Consider the following 16073-nt stretch of genomic DNA (forward strand, 5'->3'; position numbering starts at 1 on the left):
CGGGGGCCGGTCGGTCGGTGGTTTCTGTGGGTTGGTGGGGTGCTGCGTCGGCGGGTGTTCGGGCTTCGCCTTCGGCTGCGGGGCGGCCCACCTCTGTGGCGGCGGAGGGGTGGGCCGACTGGGCCGGGGGGTCCGTCGCTTCCGGGGTGGTGGGGCGTCGGGGTTCTCGGGGCGTGGGGCGGCTCGCCTTCGCGGTGGCGGTCGGTGCCGCTTCCGGGGTGGCGGTCGGTGCTCCCTCCGGCGCGGCGGCGGGTGCCGCCGCCTCCGGGCCGGGGCGCCCCGTGCTCGAGCCGGCGTTGGATCCGGCGCGGTGGGGTCGGTCGGCCGGGGCGCGGCTCTCGGGCGCCGGGGTGGCGGGCAAGAGGACCGTCCTCACGTGGCGTCCGTCCAGGAGGGTCACCGTGCGGTCCGCGAGGGCCGCCGTGTCGGGGTCGTGGGTGGCGAGCACGACGGTGATCCGGTGGGAGCGGGCCGCCGTGGTGAGGGTGCGGAGGACATGGGTGTGCTCGGCGCGGTGCAGCGGGGCGGTCGGTTCGTCCGCGAAGAGGACCGTGGGGGCCGAGACCAGGGCGCGGGCCACCACCACGCGCTGGCGCTCCGACTGGAGGAGGGCGTGCGGGCGCTTGCGGGCCGTGTCCCGGATGTCGAGGCGCTCCAGCCACTCCAGGGCGGCGGCCTTGGCGGCTCGGCGCCCGGTGCCGCGCAGCATCAGCGGCAGCGCGGTGTTCTCCCAGGCGTTCAGCTCGGGGACGAGCACCGGCTCGGGGTCGATCCACCCGAAGCGGTCCAGGCGCAGCCGTTCCCGGGCGTGCGCACCCATCGTGTGCACGGGGACGCTGTTGAACCAGACCTCTCCCCGCTGGGCCCGCAGTTGTCCGGACAGGCACCGCAGGAGCGTGGTCTTGCCGCTGCCGCGCGGGCCGGTGACGGCGAGGATCTCGCCCTCCCGGACCCCCAGCGACACACCGTGCAGCGCGGGCGAGCCGTCGTGCGCGTAGGTCAGACCACGTGCCCAGAGCACGTCGTTGTCCGGCGGGGCCACCATGGGCGTACACCTCGGTTCGGATCAGGATTGCCGGGGGAGCCCCCCGTCCGGGGAACGAAGGCAGGGCCGATCGGTTACAGGGGCACGCTAGGGAGTCGGGGCGGCAGGGGGCGGACAGCACACGGCCCGGGGCGCCCCCATCTCACTCGGATGGGGGCGCCCCGGGCCGTTCGAAAGGCGTTCAGGCCCTGCCGCCGGAAGAGCACGGCATCGGGGAGGACCGCGGCGCTGTGACTACAGCAGGGTCCACGCCTCCGTCAGCGTCGCGCGCAGGATCTGCTCGATCTCGTCGAAGGTCGACTGGTCGGAGATCAGCGGCGGCGCGAGCTGGACGACCGGGTCGCCGCGGTCGTCGGCACGGCAGTAGAGGCCGTTCTCGAACAGCTTCTTGGACAGGAAGCCGTAGAGGATCCGCTCGGTCTCGTCGTCGTCGAAGCTCTCCTTCGTGGACTTGTCCTTGACCAGCTCGATTCCGTAGAAGTAGCCGTTGCCGCGGACGTCGCCGACGATCGGCAGGTCGTGGAGCTTCTCCAGCGTGGACCGGAAGCCCGCCTCGTTGTCGAGGACGTGCTGGTTGAGCTTCTCGCGCTCGAACAGGTCGAGGTTGGCGATGCCGACGGCGGCGGAGACGGGGTGGCCGCCGAAGGTGTAGCCGTGCAGGAAGGTGTTGTCGCCCTTGTAGAAGGGCTCGGCTATGCGGTCCGACACGACGCAGGCGCCGATCGGGGAGTAGCCCGAGGTCATGCCCTTGGCGCAGGTGATCATGTCCGGGACGTAGCCGAACTTGTCGCAGGCGAACATCGTGCCGAGCCGGCCGAAGGCGCAGATGACCTCGTCCGACACCAGCAGGACGTCGTACTGGTCGCAGATCTCGCGGACCCGCCGGAAGTAGCCGGGCGGCGGCGGGAAGCAGCCGCCGGCGTTCTGCACCGGCTCCAGGAAGACGGCCGCGACCGTCTCCGGGCCCTCGAAGAGGATCTGCTGCTCGATCTGGTCGGCGGCCCAGCGGCCGAAGGCCTCCGGGTCGTCGCCGAAGATCGGGGCGCGGTAGATGTTGGTGTTCGGGACCTTGTGCGCACCCGGCACCAGCGGCTCGAAGGGGGCCTTGAGGGCCGGCAGGCCTGTGATGGACAGGGCGCCCTGCGGGGTGCCGTGGTAGGCGACGGCGCGGGAGATGACCTTGTACTTGGTCGGCTTGCCCTGGAGCTTGAAGTACTGCTTGGCGAGCTTCCAGGCGGTCTCGACCGCCTCGCCGCCGCCGGTGGTGAAGAAGACCTTGTTCAGATCCCCGGGCGCGTGGGAGGCGATACGTTCCGCCAGTTCGACGGCCTTCGGGTGGGCGTACGACCACACCGGGAAGAAGGCCAGCTCCTGCGCCTGCTTGAACGCCGTCTCCGCCAGCTCGGTGCGGCCGTGGCCCGCCTGGACCACGAAGAGACCGGCGAGACCGTCGAGGTACCGCTTGCCCTTGTCGTCGTAGATGTACGTGCCCTCGCCCCGGACGATGGTGGGGACCGGGGAGTTCTCGTAGGACGACATGCGGGTGAAGTGCATCCACAGGTGGTCGTACGCGGTCTGGCTGAGGTCCTTGGGGCTCACGGGTATCGCGTCCTCACGGTTATCGGGTTCCCCACATGTAGGTCTGCTTCTTGAGCTTGAGATAGACGAAGCTCTCGGTCGACCGCACCCCGGGCAGGGTCCGGATGCGCTTGTTGATGACCTCCAGGAGGTGGTCGTCGTCCTCGCAGACGACCTCCGCCATCAGGTCGAAGGAGCCGGCGGTGATCACGATGTACTCGACCTCCGACATGGCGTTCAGCGCGTCCGCCACGGGATCCAGGTCGCCGTCGACGTTGATGCCGAGCATCGCCTGCCGCCGGAAGCCCACGGTGAGCGGGTCGGTGACGGCGACGATCTGCATCACGCCCTGGTCGAGCAGCTTCTGGACGCGCTGGCGCACGGCCGCCTCGGAGAGGCCGACGGCCTTGCCGATCGCGGCGTACGGCCGACGGCCGTCCTCCTGCAGCTGCTCGACGATGGCGAGGGAGACGGCGTCCAACTGCGGGGTGCCGTTCCTGGGCTCCCGGGAGTCCCTGGAGTCCTTCTGGTCTGCGCTTCGACTGGCCACGGCCTCACTGTGCACGACGTCTCGACAGTTACGCAAGGCTGAACCGATGAAATTCGTTGTTTACGGGGTCGTAGCTTGCGGATTTCGCAGTCAGCGAGGTGTCAGGGGTGTTGAAAACGTGGGGCGGCGGATTAGGGTGGTGTCTCAAAGGATGGACACCCCAACCTGGACACCCAACCTGGAGGGCCGGCAGTGAGCACCGAGCTGCGTCGTCTGCGCAACTACATCGACGGGGAATTCCGTGACGCCGTCGACGGACGGACCACCGAGGTGGTCAACCCCGCGACGGGCGAGGCCTACGCGACCGCGCCCCTGTCCGGCCAGGCCGACGTCGACGCGGCGATGGCCGCCGCCGAGGCCGCGTTCCCGGGCTGGCGTGACACGACCCCGGCCGAGCGCCAGAAGGCCCTGCTGAAGATCGCCGACGCCTTCGAGGAGCGGGCCGAGGAACTCATCGCGGCGGAGGTGGAGAACACGGGCAAGCCGATCGGGCTGACCCGCTCCGAGGAGATCCCGCCGATGGTGGACCAGATCCGCTTCTTCGCGGGCGCCGCGCGGATGCTGGAGGGGCGCTCGGCCGGCGAGTACATGGAGGGCATGACCTCGATCGTCCGCCGTGAGCCGGTCGGCGTCTGCGCCCAGGTCGCGCCGTGGAACTACCCGATGATGATGGCCGTGTGGAAGTTCGCGCCGGCGATCGCCGCGGGCAACACGGTCGTGCTGAAGCCGTCGGACACCACGCCCGCGTCGACCGTCCTGATCGCCGAGATCATCGGGTCGATCCTGCCCAAGGGCGTCTTCAACGTGATCACCGGCGACCGTGACACCGGCCGGCTGATGGTCGAGCACCCGGTCCCGGCGATGGCCTCCATCACCGGGTCCGTGCGGGCCGGAATGTCCGTCGCCGAGTCCGCGTCCAGGGACCTCAAGCGGGTCCACCTGGAGCTGGGCGGCAAGGCGCCGGTCGTCGTCTTCGCCGACACCGACATCGCCAAGGCCGTCGAGGACATCTCGGTGGCGGGCTTCTTCAACGCCGGGCAGGACTGTACGGCCGCGACCCGTGTCCTCGTCCAGGAGGGCATCCACGACGAGTTCGTGGCCGCGCTCGCGAAGGCGGCGGCCGAGACGAAGACCGGGCAGCCGGACGACGAGGATGTGCTGTACGGTCCGCTGAACAACCCCAACCAGCTCAAGCAGGTCGCCGGGTTCATCGAGCGGCTGCCGGCCCACGCCAAGGTCGAGGCCGGTGGCCACCAGGTCGGCGAGAAGGGGTACTTCTACGCGCCGACCGTCGTCTCCGGGCTGAAGCAGGACGACGAGATCATCCAGCGGGAGGTCTTCGGGCCGGTCATCACCGTGCAGTCCTTCTCGGACGAGGGACAGGCCGTCGAGTGGGCGAACGGCGTGGAGTACGCGCTGGCCTCGTCGGTGTGGACGAAGGACCACGGGCGGGCGATGCGGATGTCGAAGGCGCTGGACTTCGGGTGCGTGTGGATCAACACGCACATCCCGCTGGTCGCGGAGATGCCGCACGGAGGGTTCAAGAAGTCCGGGTACGGCAAGGACCTGTCGGGTTACGGGTTCGACGACTACACGCGGATCAAGCACGTGATGACGTCGTTGGACTGAGGGGTCGTCGACGGCTGAGGGTTGGTTGTGGCTGGTCGCGCAGTTCCCCGCGCCCCTTTTGGGCCTTCGGCCCATCGGGGCGCGGGGGTGCCCGTGTTCACGCGTCGCTCCCTGCTGGGTGCGGGCGTGTCCGCCGGCCTGCTCGCCGGGTGCGGGGTGCCCGCCGCGTACGTGGCGCCGGGCGACCGGGCCGGAGTCGACCTGTCGGCCCGGGACAAGCGGCTGAGCTGGTCGAACTGGCCGCTCTACATCGACACGGACGACGAGGACGACACCCGGCGGCCGACCCTGGAGGCGTTCGAGGAGCGCACCGGGATCACCGTCGACTACGTCGAGGAGATCAACGACAACGACGAGTTCTTCGGCAAGATCAGCCCTGCCCTGATGAACCACCAGCAGACCGGCCGCGACCTCGTCGTCGTCAGCGACTGGATGTGCGCCCGTTTCGTACGGCTCGGATGGGTGCAGGAGATGGACCGGGCCCGGCAGCCGAACGTCGGGCGCCGGCTGGATCCGCAGCTCCGGTCGCCGGCCTTCGACCCCGGCCGGGCCTTCACCGTGCCGTGGCAGTCGGGGATCACCGGTATCGCGTACAACCGGCGGAGGGTGGGCCGTGAGATCCGCCGGGTCGCGGACCTGTGGGCGGACGACCTCAAGGGGCGCGTCACCCTCCTCTCCGGGCTGGACGAGGCGTTCGCGCTGCTGATGCAGGGCAACGGTGTCGACGTCACGCGCTGGACCGCGGACGACTTCCACACCGTCTGCGACCAGGTCGCCTCCCGGGTCCGGGCCGGCCACATCCGCCGGTTCACCGGCAACGACTACATCAAGGACCTCGCCGGCGGAGACGTCCTCGCCTGCCAGGCCTACTCCGGGGACGTCATCCAACTCCAGGCCGACGACCCGGACATCCGGTTCGTCGTGCCCGAGGAGGGCGCCGAACTCTGGTCCGAGTCCCTGATGATCCCCAACCTGGCACGGCACAAGGCCGCCGCCGAGCGCCTGATCGACCACTACTACGACCCCGAGGTGGCCGCCGAACTCGCGGCCTGGGTCAACTACGTCTGTCCCGTCCCGGCGGCCCGCGACGTCCTGGCCTCCGCCAAGGACGAGGAGACCGCCGCCCTCGCCGAGGACCCCCTGATCTTCCCCGACGACGCCATGCGGGCCCGGCTCGCCGTCGCCCGGGACATCACCTCCGGGGAACGGCGTGAGTTCGCGCGGCGGTGGAACGGGATCGTCGGGTTGTAGGGCGCGACTGCGGGAGTCGGAGAGCAGGGGGACGGGTGGGGTGCGCCCGGGGCGCCGAGGGTGTGGCAGGGCGCGCCCCGGAGCGCCGGGGAGCGCGCTGGGGGCGCCGTGGGAGACCGGGAGCGCTCCGGGCGGGGCGGAGGGTCACCTCGGGGGTGGTGTCGGCGTTGGGGAGGGCGGGGGAGGGCCTCGTCGTCCCCGTCGGCATCGAACGCAGGAGGGCCGTCATGCGGCTGACCGACCATGTCACGCTCGTCGCCAGCGGGGCGTACGGCTTCGATCTCAGCGACCCGCTGGACTGCCACGTCTACCTGGTGCGGGGCGCCCGGCACAGCGTGCTCGTGGACGCCGGGGCCGGCCGGTCCGCCGAGAGCATCGTGCGCGCCGTGCGTGCCGGCGGCGCCGACCCCGGCCGTCTGCTGCTCACCCACGGTCACGCCGACCACGCGGGCGGAGCCGCCGCGCTCGCCGAACGGCTGCCGGGACTGCGGGTGCTGGCCGGTGCCGAGGCCACGGGGTGGATCGCGACGGGCGACGAGGCGGGCGTCAGTCTGGACAGGGGAAAGGCGTCCGGCTACTACCCGGCCGACTACACCTTCGCCCCCTGCCCCCAGGTCGAGGCCCTGGCCGACGGCGAGGAGATCGACCTCGGCGGCGGAGTGGTCCTGCGTGCCGTCGCGACACCCGGTCATGCCGACGGTCACCTCTGCTACCACCTGCGCACCCCCGGCCACCGGGCGCTCTTCTCCGGCGACTGTGTCTTCACCGGGGGCCGCGTCTCACTGCAGAACCTGCACGACTGCCGGGTCCCCGAGTACGCGGCCAGTCTGAACAGGCTGGCGGCGCTCGACGTGGACGCGCTGTTCCCCGGCCACCACGAGATCTCGCTCGCGCGGGCCGGGCGGCATCTGGCAGCCGCCCGCGACACCCTCGCCCGTGGACTGCTGCCGAAGAGCACGACCTGATTCCCGGACGGCCCCGATTCACTTCAGGCCGTTTCCGAGACGCATTGCGGCGGGAAATTCGTGGGGGCCTTGTGGAGATCGTGCAATTGTCCGCCGCGCGGTGGCGTTTTATCGGCCTTTCGCCGTCGATTCGGACCTGGTGGATTCGCCGACGAAGGGTTGCGGCCCATCCCGTCGTGCCGTAGTTACGTGAATCATGAACCTGTTCACCCGTGCTGCGTCCCTGCGCCGCCCGGCAGCCCCCACAGCCGCTCAACTCCCCCACGAGTCCGCGGCATTCGCTCCCGACGGCATGTCCGACCCCGCACTCACGATGCTGACCGGCGAATGGATGATCGACGCGGCGCACAGCCGTATCGGTTTCTCCGTCCGGCACGCCCTGGTCACGACCGTGCGCGGGGCGTTCACCGAGTATCAGAGCCGGCTCTATTTCGACGGCCGTGATCCCTCGCGTTCACGCGCCGAGATAGTGCTGTCCACCACGTCCGTCGACACCGGAGTGGAACAGCGCGACGCCCATCTGATGGGTCGCGATTTCCTGGATGCCGCGACTTATCCGCGTATGCGCTTCGTCAGTACGGCGGTGCGTCTCGTCGGCAACGATGTCTACCGCATGGCCGGTGAACTCACGATCAAGAGCATCGCCCGTCCCGTCGATCTGGAACTCACCTACATAGGACACGTCATGGACCCGTTCGGATACGAGCGGGTCGGCTTCGACGGGACCACCACCATCAATCGTTCCGAATGGGGCCTCACCTACAACCAGCGGCTCGCGGAGGGCGGCGCCATGGTGAGCGAGAAGGTGCGCCTGCAGTTCGACATCGCCGCGATCCGCTCGATCCCCGGCGGCTGACGGTCCGTCGCGTTCCCGAGGGGCCCGGCGACTGCCGGGCCCCCACTTTTGAACACGTTCAAGTGAGGGCGTACGCTCACCGCATGAGCGACAGAGCCGCCCTGTTGAAGGGCATCCGTGCGTGGCTGGTCTTCTTCGTCGTCTGTCTGGTGCTGAGCGGCGCCACAGCCTTCCCGCTGGTCCACGAGCTGCGCTGGACCGAGGAGTTGCTGCGGTCGTGGTCCGTCGGCGACCACCTGCCGACGCTCGTCGAGTGGATCGAGCGGGTACGGGCGGGGCTCGACGAAGCCGACGCCGAGTACCCGTTCCTCCTGTACGGCACGGACTGGCTGGCCTTCGCGCACCTGGTGATCGCGGTGTCGTTCTACGGCCCCTACCGCGACCCGGTCCGCAACATCTGGGTCATCGAGTTCGGCATGATCGCCTGCGCGGGGATCGTCCCGCTGGCCCTGATCTGCGGGCCGATCCGGGACATCCCCTTCTGGTGGACCGTGATCGACATGTCGTTCGGGGTCCTCGGAGTGATCCCGCTGTACGTCGTACGACAGCGGATCAAGCGGCTGGAGGCCCTCACCGGCGGGTGGGACCGGAAAACTGTTATCCCGGCCGCCTCCACACCGTCTCCGTAGGCACCCCTGTCTCCCCACATGCAGGAGCGAGCCGTATGAGCAGTGTGCGCAGTGTGATCTCCGCCTCGGAGGTTCCCCAGGTCGGGGCGATGGCTGAGAAGGTACGGAACACAGCCGAGTGAACAGGGTGAGCCCAGCGGGATCGAAGGGGACGTACGTGGACGGGCGGCAGTGGCGGTCCACCATCGCGGCCGCGCAGGCGGGGGACCGGCGCGCCCTCGACGAGCTGGTCGAGGGCTGGCTGCCGCTCGTCTACAACATCGTCGGCCGGGCCCTCAACGGTCACGCCGACGTCGACGACGTCGTGCAGGAGACCATGCTGCGCGCCGTCGACAACCTCGACACGCTGCGCGATCCGGACAGCTTCCGGTCCTGGCTGGTCGCGATCGCCATGCGGCAGATACGGGACCGGGCGCGCCGCCGCACCGCCGACCAGCTCGACGACCACGACGCCCACGGCGCCGCCGACTTCGCCGAACTGACCGTGCTGCGGCTCCAGTTGGAGGGGCAGCGCAAGGAGGTCGCGGAAGCGGTCCGCTGGCTCGACGACGAGGACCGACAGCTGCTGTCGCTGTGGTGGCTGGAGGTCGCCGGCGAACTCACCCGGCGCGAACTCGCCGCCGCCGTCGGCATCAGCCGACAGCACGCCGCCGTCCGCGTGCAGCGGATGAAGGCCCGGTTGGAGACCGCGCGCGGCATCGTCCGCGCCCTCGACTCCTCCTGCTCCGACCTCGGCCGGGTCACCGCGCGCTGGAGCGGGCAGCCCGACTCGGTGTGGCGCAAGCGCATCGCCCGGCACATCCGCGGCTGCGCCCGCTGCGACGGTCACGGCCGCCCCGGCGAGGTCGTCGTCCCCGCCGAGCGCCTCCTGGTCGGGCTCGCCCTGGTTCCCGTCCCCGTCGGCTTCACCCTGTCCCTGGCGTTCGGCGGCAAGACGGCCGTGGCGGCGACCGCCGCGACCGCCTCCGTGGGCTGGTCCGCCAAGGTGATCGGTGCCCTCACCAAGCCGGTCGTCGCGGTCTCGGCCGGCGCGACGATCGTCGCCGGGGGCGCGTACGTCGTGACGCAGCCCCCGGCCGATCGGCCCGCGCAGGCGGCCCCGTCGGCGATGAGCACGGCCCGCGACCCCGCGGCCCCGGCGCCCCGCCCCCCGTCGCCCTCCTCGTCGCCGTCGTCGTCCCCCTCACCGTCGGCCTCCCCGTCGGCGACGGAGAAGAAGGCTCCGAAGGACCTGTACGGCACCGTCGTCGACGTGGCGGACGAGGCACCGGACCCGGAGACCCCGCCCGCCGCTCTCCCACGCCGGCCCGAGTCCGGCGTCACCAGCAGCGGCGGGGCGCGGACCGTGATGAACCACCGGGGCGACCAGGTGACGTTCACGGGCCGGGGCTACGTGCTGGTCCGCTGGCAGATCTCGCCCCAGTACCGGGCGGGCGGTCTGGTCATGCCGGCCTGGACCGGCCTCGACGGCAAGCTCTTCCACGTCGCCTCGGGCGGCGGCCGCCGCATGGACGACCCGACCTCCGCCGACGGCAGGGCCTCGGGCATGGGCGGCCCCGACACCGGCTACACCGTCCTGCCCGACGGCACCCAGCAGATGTGGCAGAACGAGTACTTCTACCTCGACGGCACCGTCACCCTCATCCAGAACGAACGCGGCGCCGACTACGGCATCACCGTGGCGCCCTCCTCCTGGGACGCCGTCACCGAGGACATCACCGTCGGCCCCGAACGGGGGGTCATCCGCTACGGCCTCGTGCGCGACGACGGCAAGGACTCGGCGCCGGTGCCGCAGTACGTCACCCGCGAGAAGCCGGCCGACGCGGCGACCGTGGCTCAGCGGTCCGAGGTGTAGCGGTCGCGTGTGTGCGGGTGGGGGCCGATCGAGCGGGTCCCCGCGCTCCCTCAGAGGGCCGGCCGTCCGTTGCCCGTGGCCCTGAGTTCGCACAGGGCGTCGATCCGGTTGGTGGTGATCGAGTCGACGCCCCAGGACAGCAGGCGGCGCATGGAGCGCCGGGTGTCCGGCGTCCAGGCGGACAGGAGGTAGCCGTCCCGGTGGACGCGGTCCGCCAGGGGGCGGGTGAGGAGGCCGAAGCGGTAGTTCAGCCAGCGCGGACGGATGGCGTCGAGGAGGGCGGGGCGCGGCGGAGCGGAGGTCTTCCAGGTGAGGGCGAGTTCGGCAGCGGGGGCGGCGGTGCGGACTGCGAGCACGGTCCGCGGATCGGCGCTGTAGTAGACCCGGTCCTCGGCCTCGCACTCGCGTACGACGCCGAGGATCTGCCGCACCGCCCGGGGGTTCACCGCCCCCGGGAGGTCCACCATCACGCGGTTGCCCTCGGTGGCGAGCAGCGCGTCGGCCAGCGTCGGCACCCCCTCGGCCGTCAGCCCGCGCAGCTCCGCGGCGGAGAGCGCGGCCAGCGGCCGGTCCACCTCCCAGAGCCGGTCGAGCGTCGCGTCGTGGAGCAGGACCGGTACCCCGTCACGGGTCGTCCGGACGTCGAACTCGACGGCGTCCGCCCCCAGTTCGAGGCCGGCCCGCAGGGAGTCGAGCGTGTTCTCACGGTGGCGGTAGGGGGCGCCGCGATGGGCGACGGCTGTCACGGTGCGCATGGTGGTGGTTTCCGGTGCCGATCGGATCAGGGGGTCAGCCAGGCCGAGGTGTAGGTGTCGATCTCGGCGTTCACCCGGGCCTTGCCGGGCTCGTCGAGGAAGGACGCCTCCACCGCGTTCTTCGCGAGCGCGGCCACGCCCTGCTCGTCGAGGTCGAGGAGGCGAGCGGCGACCGCGTACTCGGTGTTCAGGTCGGTGCCGAACATCGGTGGGTCGTCGGAGTTGACGGTGACCAGCACACCGGCCCGCACGAACTCCTTGATGGGGTGCTCGTCGAGGGTGCGGACCGCGCGGGTCGCTATGTTCGAGGTCGGGCAGACCTCCAGGGCGATCCGCCGCTCGGCGAGATGGGCCAGCAGCTTCGGGTCACGGGCGGCGCTGGTGCCGTGGCCGATGCGCTCCGCGCGCAGTTCGTGGAGCGCGTCCCAGATCGTCTCGGGCCCCGTGGTCTCGCCGGCGTGCGGCACGGAGTGCAGCCCGGCCGCGATCGCCCGGTCGAAATGCGGCTTGAACTGCGGCCTCGGTACGCCGACCTCGGGCCCGCCGAGACCGAACGACACCAGCCCCTCCGGCCGCAGCGGGTCCTCGGTGGCGAGCCGTAGGGTCTCGTCGGCCGCGGCCGGACCCGCCTCGCCGGGAATGTCGAAGCACCACCGCAGTACGGTCCCGAACTCGGCCTCCGCCGCCTTCCGGGCGTCCTCGATCGCGTCCATGAAGGCCCGCTCCTCGATCCCGCGACGGGTGGAGGAGTACGGCGTGACGGTCAGCTCGGCGTAGCGCACCTGCTGGCGGGCGAGGTCCCGCGCCACCTCGAACGTCAGCAGACGGACGTCCTCCGGGGTGCGGATCAGGTCGACGACGGACAGATACACCTGGATGAAGTGGGCGAAGTCCGTGAACGAGAAGTAGTCCGCGAGCGCCTCGGGGTCCGTGGGCACCTGGGAGTCGGGGTGGCGGGCGGCCAGTTCCGAGACGATACGGGGGGAGGCGGAGCCGACGTGGTGCACATGCAGTTCGGCCTTCGGCAGACCGGCGATGAACGCGTGCAGATCGCGGGCGCCGGAAGCGGCGGCGGTGTCGGCGACGGCGGGGCTCAGGGGCACGCCCTGCGTGGTGCGGTGGTCGGTCAAGGTTCCTCCCCGGGAACGGCGTCCGCCCCGAGCCGTGGACTGCTGCGGGGGACGCGGGTGATCGGCTGATCGATGACTCGGAGATCATCGTAGGCGGCCGTCCGCTCTCCGATCCCCGGGCCTTAGCATGACCGAACGTACAGCTGATCGCGTACGTCGGAAAAGACGACGCAGAACGGCACGGAACGTCACAGGGGGACCGCTCATGCCGGCCGACGAGGCACCGATTCCGGACACACCGACCACTCCACCGCCGGGCGCGTGGGCGCCCCCACAGGGCGACGCCGCGCTGTCGCCGACGGTGGTCGACGGCGCCACCCTCCCGACGGTGACCGACGACGCCGCCCCGCTGACGGTGGTCGACGGCGCCGAGCTGCCGACGATGATCGACGACGCCGTGCCGCCGACGGTGGTGGACGGTGCGGCGCTGCCGACGGTCACCGAGGACGCCGTGCCGTCGGCGCCGGGCGGCGGTGCCGAACTGCTGACGGTGGCCGAGGGCGTGCCCCTGCCTGTCGTGCCGGACGCCGTCCCGCAGCCCCAGGACGCGATACCGTCCCCGACGCTCGCCGCGGCACCCGGGGTGACACCGACCCCGACGGTCGCCCTCGACAAACCGACCGCGCCGAGCCCGACGGCCGCGTCCGCCCCCGCACCCCAGGCTCCGTACGACCCCTGGGCCGCACCGGCCGACACCCCGGCCCATGGCAGCCCCGCGCACACGCCGACCCCCGCGCCGCAGCCCTGGGCGGGTCCCGGCGCGTTCGCACCCCCGGGGGACCGGCAGCCCGCGACGGCGCCCGCCCCCGCCGCCAACCCGTTCGCGCCGCCCGCGCCCGGCGCACCTCACGCGTCCTACCCGCCGCCCGCGGCCTCAGCGCCCTACGCGGCCCCCGGCGCTGCCGTACCCCCTCCGCCCATCGGTCCCGAGGGTCCGGGGCAGGTCCCGTACGGCTACTCCCCGTACCCCGCGTACCCGGGCGTCCACGCGCAGCCCGGCGCCGGCTACCCCGCTCCGGGCGCGGGGTACGCCTGGCCGCTGGCGGCGCCGCCGCCGAGCAACGGGATGGGGATCGCGGCGATGGTGCTCGGCATCTGCGCCGCCGTGCTCTTCTGCCTGTGGCCGCTCGCGATCCTGCTGGGGGTCATGGCCATGATCTTCGGCTTCATCGGGCGGGCCAAGGCGCGCCGAGGTGAGGCGACGAACCCGGGGCACGCGCTGGCCGGGATCATCTGCGGAGTCGTCGGCATCCTGCTCGGCATCGGCTTCATCGTCCTCCTCGTCATCGCGGCCGAGAGCGACGGCTACGACTCGGACACCGACCCCTTCGACGACAGCTACTCGACCTCACTGTCCTTGGTGCTGCCGAGGGGAGAAGCCGCCCCGTAGCGCTGGGAAGGAGCGCCCCGAAAGGGGCGCGGGGAACTGCGCGACCAGTCGCAACGCACCCGCAGTCGCCCGCCCACCGCCGTGTCACTCCCGGACGGCGCCCCCGGCAGGCAGCGGAGCGCCCCCGCTCGACAGGCGCTCCCGGGCTGCCATCAGCGCGAAGCCCAGCAGATTGGGACCTCGCCACCGCGCGGGGTCCATCGCGCGCTCGTCGTCCGCCGCGAGGCCGATGCCCCAGATCCGGTCGACGGGGCTGGCCTCGACGAGCACCCGGCCGCCCGTACCCACCAGGAACGCCCGCAGGTCGGCGTGGGCGGCGAACTTGTGGAAGCTGCCCTCGACGACGATGCCGAAGCGCTCGCGCTCCCACACGGCGTCGTCGAAGCCGCGCACCAGCCGCCCGACCTTCTTGGCCTGGGCGGGGCCCGACGCGGCCACGGCCTTGCGCTCCGCCTCCGGATCCCCGAACAGCCGGGCCTTGGCGGCCATCATCCAGTGCTCGGCCGTCGCGTACTCCACGCCGTCCACCGTGAACGGCGACGGCCACCACTGGCTCAGACAGCTCGCGCCGATCCGGCCGTCCGGCAGGGGACGGTGCCCCCAGAAGTGCAGGTACTTGACCCTCGCCCCCGCGCGGACCGCTTCCGTCAGCGTGTCCCAGGAATCGATCTTCTCCATGCCGACGAGTCTGGCAGGAACCACTGACACTCCGTCCTCGATTTCCTGTGCCGACTGGACACCTGGTCGACAGATTCCGTTGCGTAACCAAAAGGCAACAACGGAATCCCTTGTTGGTGCCGCATGGCTCTGTCAGGATCGGCACTCAAATCGAGCTGGAGCTACGCCACCCGCCCCCGAGGACAGAGGGGGCACCGGCGGAGGAGAGCGACATGCAGAACCCGGGCACCGCGACCCCGGACCGATTCCCCGCACAGGACCGCTTCGCGGTCGGCGCGCAGTTCGTCGCCGGCCGCCCGACCAAGGGCACGTCGGGCCGTACCCACGCGGTCGTCGACCCGGCGACCGGCGACGAGGTCCTCACCTACGAGCTGGCCGGCCCCGACGACGTGGACGCGGCCGTCGCCGCCGCCCGCGCGGCGTTCCCCGGCTGGGCGGCGGCCACGCCCGGCGAGCGGTCGGACGCGCTGCACCGTCTCGCCGCCGTCCTGGCCGACCGGGCGGAGGAGTTCGCGCGGGCCGAGTCCCTGCAGTGCGGCAAGCCGCTCAAGCTGACGCGCGAGTTCGACGTGCCCGGCACCATCGACAACACCGCCTTCTTCGCGGGCGCCGCCCGCCACCTCCAGGGCCAGTCGGCCGGCGAGTACTCCGGGGACCACACCTCCTACGTACGCCGTGAGCCCCTCGGGGTCGTCGGGTCCGTCGCGCCCTGGAACTATCCGCTCCAGATGGCCGCCTGGAAGATCCTCCCGGCGATCGCCGCGGGCAACACGATCGTCCTGAAGCCCGCCGAGCTGACCCCGCTCACCTCACTGCTCTTCGCGCAGGCCGCCACGGACGCCGGCCTCCCCGACGGAGTGGTCAACATCGTCACCGGCACGGGCAGGGAGGCCGGTGAGCACCTCGTCGGCCATCCCGATGTGGTCATGACCTCCTTCACCGGATCCACGGCCGTCGGCAGACGCGTCGCGGAGATCGCCACCGCCACCCTCAAGCGCATCCATCTGGAGCTCGGCGGCAAGGCGCCCTTCGTCGTCTTCGACGACGCCGACTTGGAGGCCGCCGTCCACGGCGCGGTCGCGGGCGCCCTCATCAACACCGGCCAGGACTGCACGGCCGCCACGCGCGCGTACGTGCAGCGGCCCCTCTACGAGGAGTTCGTGGCGCGGACGGCCGCCCTGATGGAGACCGTCCGGCTCGGCGACCCCTTCGCCCCGGGCACCGACCTAGGCCCGCTGATCTCGCACGTCCAGCGCGACCGGGTCGCCGGCTTCGTCGAGCGGGCACGTGCGTACGCGCGCGTGGTCACCGGCGGTGCGGCGCCCGGGGGCGAGCTGGCGAACGGCGCGTACTATCGGCCCACGCTGATCGCGGACGCCGCGCAGGACAGCGAGATCGTCCAGTCGGAGATCTTCGGCCCCGTGCTCGTGGTCCTGCCGTTCGACGGCGACGACGAGGGCATCCGCCTCGCCAACGACACCCCGTACGGCCTCGCCGCCTCCGCCTGGAGCCGGGACGTCTACCGCACGGGCCGCGCCACCCGGGAGATCAAGGCCGGGTGCGTCTGGGTCAACGACCACATCCCGATCATCAGCGAGATGCCGCACGGCGGCTACAAGGCGTCCGGCTTCGGCAAGGACATGTCCGCGTACTCGTTCGAGGAGTACACGCAGATCAAGCACGTCATGTTCGACAATACGGCGATCGCCAGAAAGGACTGGCACCGCACGATCTTCGGGGACCGCTAGTCAGCCCGGGGGAC

Annotated in this window: 13 protein-coding genes and 1 pseudogene; 8 read left to right on the top strand and 6 right to left on the bottom strand. The window is 71.5% G+C overall.

Annotated features, from left to right (window positions below; translation table 11 throughout):
- Nucleotides 1-328: 328 nt before the first annotated feature.
- From HW837_RS27965 to HW837_RS27975, 3 genes and pseudogenes are all read right to left on the bottom strand, one after another.
- Nucleotides 329-1045, bottom strand: a pseudogene (locus tag HW837_RS27965) (ABC transporter ATP-binding protein); the annotation flags it as partial.
- Nucleotides 1046-1279: 234 nt separating this feature from the next.
- Complete coding sequence (locus HW837_RS27970; RefSeq protein ID WP_193381572.1) at nucleotides 1280-2644, bottom strand: aspartate aminotransferase family protein; 1365 nt, start codon at nucleotides 2642-2644, stop codon at nucleotides 1280-1282.
- Between the two features lie 19 nt (nucleotides 2645-2663).
- Complete coding sequence (locus tag HW837_RS27975; protein WP_078853798.1) at nucleotides 2664-3188, bottom strand: Lrp/AsnC family transcriptional regulator; 525 nt, start codon at nucleotides 3186-3188, stop codon at nucleotides 2664-2666.
- Between the two features lie 177 nt (nucleotides 3189-3365).
- Between HW837_RS27975 and HW837_RS27980 the strand changes: the two genes are divergently transcribed.
- The 6 genes from HW837_RS27980 to HW837_RS28005 all read left to right on the top strand — a co-directional run bounded on the left by HW837_RS27980 (nucleotide 3366) and on the right by HW837_RS28005 (nucleotide 10358).
- Complete coding sequence (locus HW837_RS27980) at nucleotides 3366-4802, top strand: gamma-aminobutyraldehyde dehydrogenase (protein ID WP_045561434.1); 1437 nt, start codon at nucleotides 3366-3368, stop codon at nucleotides 4800-4802.
- An 87-nt stretch (nucleotides 4803-4889) separates the two neighbouring features.
- Nucleotides 4890-6053, top strand: coding sequence for an ABC transporter substrate-binding protein (locus tag HW837_RS27985; protein WP_193381573.1), 1164 nt, complete (start codon nucleotides 4890-4892; stop codon nucleotides 6051-6053).
- Between the two features lie 227 nt (nucleotides 6054-6280).
- Nucleotides 6281-7018, top strand: coding sequence for an MBL fold metallo-hydrolase (locus tag HW837_RS27990; RefSeq protein ID WP_045561432.1), 738 nt, complete (start codon nucleotides 6281-6283; stop codon nucleotides 7016-7018).
- Nucleotides 7019-7214: 196 nt separating this feature from the next.
- Nucleotides 7215-7874: a YceI family protein gene (locus tag HW837_RS27995; RefSeq protein ID WP_193381574.1), complete on the top strand. Its 660-nt coding sequence runs from the start codon at nucleotides 7215-7217 to the stop codon at nucleotides 7872-7874.
- Nucleotides 7875-7957: 83 nt separating this feature from the next.
- Complete coding sequence (locus HW837_RS28000; RefSeq protein WP_045561430.1) at nucleotides 7958-8503, top strand: hypothetical protein; 546 nt, start codon at nucleotides 7958-7960, stop codon at nucleotides 8501-8503.
- Nucleotides 8504-8660: 157 nt separating this feature from the next.
- Nucleotides 8661-10358, top strand: a complete 1698-nt coding sequence (locus HW837_RS28005; protein ID WP_093790222.1) for a sigma-70 family RNA polymerase sigma factor — start codon at nucleotides 8661-8663, stop codon at nucleotides 10356-10358.
- Nucleotides 10359-10408: 50 nt separating this feature from the next.
- On the opposite strand, the gene HW837_RS28010 is transcribed toward HW837_RS28005, so the two are convergent.
- Both HW837_RS28010 and HW837_RS28015 read right to left on the bottom strand, forming a co-directional pair.
- Nucleotides 10409-11113 (bottom strand): glycerophosphodiester phosphodiesterase, encoded by a 705-nt coding sequence (locus tag HW837_RS28010; RefSeq protein ID WP_193381576.1) that lies wholly within the window; start codon nucleotides 11111-11113, stop codon nucleotides 10409-10411.
- 26 nt (nucleotides 11114-11139) lie between these two features.
- Nucleotides 11140-12243, bottom strand: coding sequence for an adenosine deaminase (locus HW837_RS28015; protein WP_390623561.1), 1104 nt, complete (start codon nucleotides 12241-12243; stop codon nucleotides 11140-11142).
- 205 nt (nucleotides 12244-12448) lie between these two features.
- On the opposite strand from HW837_RS28015, the gene HW837_RS48925 reads away from it, so the two are divergent.
- Entirely contained in the window at nucleotides 12449-13633 is a 1185-nt protein-coding gene (locus HW837_RS48925; RefSeq protein WP_237270401.1) for a DUF4190 domain-containing protein, read from the top strand.
- An 84-nt stretch (nucleotides 13634-13717) separates the two neighbouring features.
- Here the strand turns inward: HW837_RS48925 and HW837_RS28025 are convergent, their stop codons facing one another.
- A complete protein-coding gene (locus HW837_RS28025; protein WP_177261910.1) occupies nucleotides 13718-14311 on the bottom strand; it encodes an NADAR family protein in 594 nt (197 codons plus the stop codon).
- A gap of 212 nt (nucleotides 14312-14523) precedes the next feature.
- On the opposite strand from HW837_RS28025, the gene HW837_RS28030 reads away from it, so the two are divergent.
- The gene (locus tag HW837_RS28030; RefSeq protein ID WP_193381577.1) at nucleotides 14524-16059 is read left to right on the top strand and encodes a gamma-aminobutyraldehyde dehydrogenase; all 1536 of its coding nucleotides are present in this window, start codon (nucleotides 14524-14526) and stop codon (nucleotides 16057-16059) included.
- Nucleotides 16060-16073: the final 14 nt, after the last annotated feature.

Source organism: Streptomyces caniscabiei, assembly GCF_014930365.1.
In the GTDB taxonomy this organism is placed as follows: Bacteria; Actinomycetota; Actinomycetes; order Streptomycetales; family Streptomycetaceae; genus Streptomyces; species Streptomyces caniscabiei.

What these genes read in the sequence shown, in the direction of transcription:
- HW837_RS27990 (WP_045561432.1), top strand. Translation starts at nt 6,281, where the DNA reads ATGCGGCTGACCGACCATGTCACGCTCGTCGCCAGCGGGGCGTACGGC.
- HW837_RS27995 (WP_193381574.1), top strand. Translation starts at nt 7,215, where the DNA reads ATGAACCTGTTCACCCGTGCTGCGTCCCTGCGCCGCCCGGCAGCCCCC.
- HW837_RS28000 (WP_045561430.1), top strand. Translation starts at nt 7,958, where the DNA reads ATGAGCGACAGAGCCGCCCTGTTGAAGGGCATCCGTGCGTGGCTGGTC.
- HW837_RS28010 (WP_193381576.1), bottom strand. Translation starts at nt 11,113, where the DNA reads ATGCGCACCGTGACAGCCGTCGCCCATCGCGGCGCCCCCTACCGCCAC.
- HW837_RS48925 (WP_237270401.1), top strand. Translation starts at nt 12,449, where the DNA reads ATGCCGGCCGACGAGGCACCGATTCCGGACACACCGACCACTCCACCG.
- HW837_RS28025 (WP_177261910.1), bottom strand. Translation starts at nt 14,311, where the DNA reads ATGGAGAAGATCGATTCCTGGGACACGCTGACGGAAGCGGTCCGCGCG.
- HW837_RS28030 (WP_193381577.1), top strand. Translation starts at nt 14,524, where the DNA reads ATGCAGAACCCGGGCACCGCGACCCCGGACCGATTCCCCGCACAGGAC.